This window comes from Paraburkholderia elongata, from assembly GCF_013177735.1.
GTDB lineage: Bacteria > Pseudomonadota > Gammaproteobacteria > Burkholderiales > Burkholderiaceae > Paraburkholderia > Paraburkholderia elongata.
Map to the genome: position 1 here is coordinate 1 of NZ_WOEZ01000288.1, position 3037 is coordinate 3037.

Consider the following 3037-nt stretch of genomic DNA (forward strand, 5'->3'; position numbering starts at 1 on the left):
GCAATGGTGACGGCGGTGGTAACGGTGGGCGCGACGGCGGCGACGGCGGCCACGGCGATGGCGGTCATGGTGACGGTGGCCATGGCGACGGCGGCCATGGCGACGGCGGCCACGGCGATGGCGGTCATGGTGACGGTGGCCATGGCGACGGCGGCCACGGCGATGGCGGTCATGGTGACGGTGGCCATGGCGACGGCGGCCACGGCGATGGCGGTCATGGCGATGGCGGCCACGGCGACGGTGGTCATGGTGACGGTGGCCACGGCGCTGGCGGCCACGGCGACGGTGGTCATGGTGACGGTGGCCACGGCGCTGGTGGTCATGGTGACGGTGGCCACGGCGCTGGTGGTCATGGTGATGGTGGCAAAGGCGACAGCGGCCACGGCGACGGCGGCCATGGCGACGGCGGCCATGGCACTGGCGGTCATGGTGATGGTGGCAAAGGCGACAGCGGCCACGGCGACGGCGGCCATGGCGACGGTGGCCACGGCGCTGGCGGCCACGGCGATGGCGGCAAAGGCAGCAGCGGCCAGGGTCACGGCGATGGCGGTGGCAGCAGCGGCCAAGGCGGCGGTTACGGCGGCGCCCACGGCCACTGACGCAGCGAGCGCTCCTCAGCGCGCGGCAGCCGGCAAACGGCTTCGCGCGCTGATGTCCCGGCCGGGATCACACGAGCGGACAACCGAACATCCGCTCACTCTCACGCCCGCCCATCCCGCGCAAAAGAAGAATAGAAAGAAACAAAAAAACCAACGCACGATAATCCGGAAAGTAAAAAATCCCATCGACAGATTCGCCTTCAACCCAAAGGCAATCCCGTCGATGGGATGACTCGCGGCAAGCTCTCACATCTTCCCAACCAAAAAAAGCCAACCGCTACTCAAAGCCCCTCAGCGCCACTTCAATCACGTGCCTTCTCAAGTTCGACAAACATCCACTCGACGTCCGCTCGACGCGATCCACGGAAACACCAACGACGTCCGCCTGAAAGCGTGCCGTCCGTGATTAAATACCGAGGCATCGCCTGCCACTTAAAACGCTGAACCAGACCCCGGCGGGCACACGCAACAGTCCATTCATAACGGAGTTCGCGTTGAACAACAAACAGGCCTCGTTACCGCAAGTGCCATTGCGAATTGCGGCAGCGCAAGCGCAACCGGTTTCCGGCGACGTCACGGCAAACATTGCAAAAACCGTCGGACTGACCGGCGTTGCCGCTGACCGCGGCGCGAAACTGGTGGTTTTTCCCGAGAAATTCCTGAGCGGCTATGAACCCGGGCTGATTGCCGGCGACCCCGCAAAATACGCCTTCGACGACCACGATGCGCGGCTCGAGCCGATTCGGGAAGTCTGCCGCCAGCGCGAGATTGCGGTGATCGTCGGAGCGGCAACACATGGCATAGGCGGCCTTCATATTTCTTCGCTGGTGTTCAGCCGTTCCGGCGAACTGATCGCGCCGTATCACAAGCAGCATCTCTATAGCAGCGAGACGAAGATTTACCGGCCGGGCACGCAAGGCTGCATGCTGGAGATCGACGGATGGCGGCTCGCACTCGGCGTGTGCTACGACTCCGGCTTTCCGGAGCATGCGCGCAGCGCCGCGGTGAACGGCGCGCACGCCTATCTGGTGAGCGCTCTCTTTAGCCTGAAGACTGGCTACCACCAGTCACGCATCTGGTTTCCGGCGCGTGCGTTCGACAATACCCTGTATGTGCTGTTGTCGAATCACGTCGGCACCACAGGCGGCTGGGAAACGTGTGGTGCGAGCGCGATCTGGGGCCCGTATGGCGACGTGGTGGAGCAAGCGAGCCGCGAACGGGAAGAAGTGATTACCGCGCTACTCGATCCGGCCGTGCTCGCCGATGTCCGTGAGCGCGAGATGGTGCTCGCGGACTTCATGGCGCACGGCGATGAGGCGGCGAGTGCTTACGTGGCGCATCGTCTGGATTAACAGAACCTGTCATCCGCTACAATGACGCGCACTACCCACCTGGAGACTCGCTTTGAAATCTATCCTTGCTTTGGTCGCCGCGGCTGTTCTTTCTTCCACGGCAATGGCCGCTTCCACCACCGAAAAACTGCCTTCTGGCGTTGTCGTTGAACATCTTACGCAGGGCACGGGTGCCCAGCCGGCTGCTGACGACGTCGTGAAGGTCAACTACCGCGGCACGCTCGCTAACGGCACCGAGTTCGATAGCTCGGCGAAGCATGGCGGCCCGGCAACCTTCCCGCTCAATCGCGTGATTCCGTGCTGGACGCAAGGCGTGCAAACGATGAAAGTCGGCGGTAAGGCCAAGCTGACCTGCCCGGCGGCGACTGCCTATGGCGAGCGCGGCGTCGGCCCGATTCCGCCGAATAGCGACCTGACGTTTGAAGTCGAGCTCGTCGGTATCGTCAAGTAATACGGCGCAGAGACAGAGCAAAGCGCGCTGAAACTGAACCCCGCTCCGGAGATCGAAGCGGGGTTTTTTCTTTTCCGGGGTACTGCATGTATCCGATCGCCGGGCTTTTCTAAAAGAAGAGAAGTTCTGCTCTTATTCAGACGGTGTCGTTTTTTTAAAGTCCCGTTGCATTCGCTCGTTTACCTTCTACGCTTGCGCCGCGCTGCAACAGCCGCTTTGCGCGTTCCGGAATCTCTGGCCTTCATTCGTCGCGCGTCGGGAGCGCCCGTCATGAACATCGATTTTCACTACGGTGTGGTCTATATCGTTGCCCGTATCGGCGGAATGCCGGCCGGCGAGGCACTCACGGTGGCGCATGCCTGCCAGTATGTCGACGACGCGACCACTTCAGGAATACTGCGTTTTTCGGGCGGTGAGACTTTCGAGCGCTTCGCCACCGCGCACAAGCTATTCGACTATACCAACACGGATAATGATCAGAACCGGCTGGTGTGGGCGCCATTTCATTTTCGCTTCTTTCGAAGTTCGAGTGGGTGCGCTGCCGGGTCAAGTGCGGGCGCAAGCCCGGCGAAGCGAACACTTGACGCGCGTGGGGTAAATAGGCTGTTGCAGGGCTGGTTGCGGCAGAATGCGGC

4 protein-coding genes are annotated in these 3037 nt (G+C 62.2%); 3 read left to right on the plus strand and 1 reads right to left on the minus strand.

Annotated elements, in window-relative coordinates; genetic code table 11:
- Positions 1–596 (minus strand): hypothetical protein (locus tag GNZ13_RS53680; protein WP_268959246.1); only part of this gene is annotated, 596 nt, incomplete at its 3' end.
- Between the two features lie 497 nt (positions 597–1093).
- Here GNZ13_RS53680 and GNZ13_RS46920 point away from each other — a divergent pair.
- The 3 genes from GNZ13_RS46920 to GNZ13_RS46930 all read left to right on the plus strand — a co-directional run.
- Positions 1094–1951, plus strand: a complete 858-nt coding sequence (locus GNZ13_RS46920; RefSeq protein ID WP_172177851.1) for a carbon-nitrogen hydrolase family protein — start codon at positions 1094–1096, stop codon at positions 1949–1951.
- Positions 1952–2054: 103 nt separating this feature from the next.
- Positions 2055–2402 carry an FKBP-type peptidyl-prolyl cis-trans isomerase gene (locus GNZ13_RS46925; RefSeq protein WP_236002501.1) on the plus strand — a complete coding sequence of 116 codons (348 nt, stop codon included), beginning with the start codon at positions 2055–2057 and terminating at the stop codon, positions 2400–2402.
- Positions 2403–2672: 270 nt separating this feature from the next.
- On the plus strand, positions 2673–3037 hold a 365-nt coding region (locus GNZ13_RS46930), incomplete at its 3' end, for a DUF6765 family protein (protein ID WP_328807407.1).